Annotated in this window: 1 pseudogene; it reads left to right on the forward strand. The window is 46.9% G+C overall.

From position 1 onward, the window contains the following. Positions 1–450 (forward strand): annotated as a pseudogene (gene vmeT, locus R7Z47_RS27110) (multidrug efflux RND transporter periplasmic adaptor subunit VmeT); the annotation flags it as partial. Positions 451–501: the final 51 nt, after the last annotated feature.

The following is a 501-nucleotide window of genomic DNA, read 5'->3' on the forward strand; positions in this document are numbered from 1 at the left end:
GAGTCTGTCTCTCTGTCTGCACTAAAAAACGCAGAGATGTGGGTAACGATGGACAGCGAACCAAGCAAACGTATTCCGGGTAAGTTCAAAGAAATCTCAACGCAGCCAAACATCGATACCAACAGCTATGAAGCGATTGTGACGATCACTCGGCCAACCGATCGCAACTTGCTCACTGGGATGACAGGACAAGTACACATTGCTAAGCAAAACAAGTCTAACGCCATGACGTTGCCGACATCGGCTTGGGTAAACAAGCAAGAGAGCCAAGGTGAAGTTTGGGTGATGGATAGCTCAACGCAACAATTGAATAAGGTGACATTGTCACTAAATGAAAGTGGCGCGATTGAGTCAGGTTTGGATAACAACGACTACGTGGTTATTGCTGGCGTAGAACGATTAGTCGAAGGGCAAGTGGTGAAAGCTTGGATTCGTGAGGAAGGCATTTAATGAAGCATTCTCTATTTGCAGTATCGGCCATCGCCTTGGCCGTTCTTACTG

The sequence above is a fragment of the Vibrio sp. 1641 genome (assembly GCF_033339995.1).
GTDB classification, from domain to species: domain Bacteria; phylum Pseudomonadota; class Gammaproteobacteria; order Enterobacterales; family Vibrionaceae; genus Vibrio; species Vibrio alginolyticus.